1 protein-coding gene is annotated in these 229 nt (G+C 53.7%); it reads left to right on the top strand.

Annotated features, from left to right (window positions below; genetic code table 11):
- Positions 1–30 precede the first annotated feature (30 nt).
- On the top strand, positions 31–229 hold a 199-nt coding region (locus KVT28_RS28700), incomplete at its 3' end, for a molybdopterin cofactor-binding domain-containing protein (RefSeq protein ID WP_368734952.1).

The following is a 229-nucleotide window of genomic DNA, read 5'->3' on the forward strand; positions in this document are numbered from 1 at the left end:
ATCGACAACACCGATATCGAGTTTCTGCAGATCTATACCAATACCGTTCCCGGCGGCTATTATCGTAGTCCGGGAGCCGTAGCCACCGCTTTCGCGGTCGATTGTCACACGGACATTCTCGCTCAGGAACTCGGAATGGATCCCGCCGAGTTTCGCTTGAAAAATTTTCTCGGCGAAGGCGAAGCCGATGCGGTCGGCCATGAATTGCACCATGTACGCTTTCAGGAAG

The sequence above is a fragment of the Pantoea sp. GbtcB22 genome, assembly GCF_019091025.1.
Classification (GTDB): Bacteria; Pseudomonadota; Gammaproteobacteria; order Enterobacterales; family Enterobacteriaceae; genus Pantoea; species Pantoea leporis.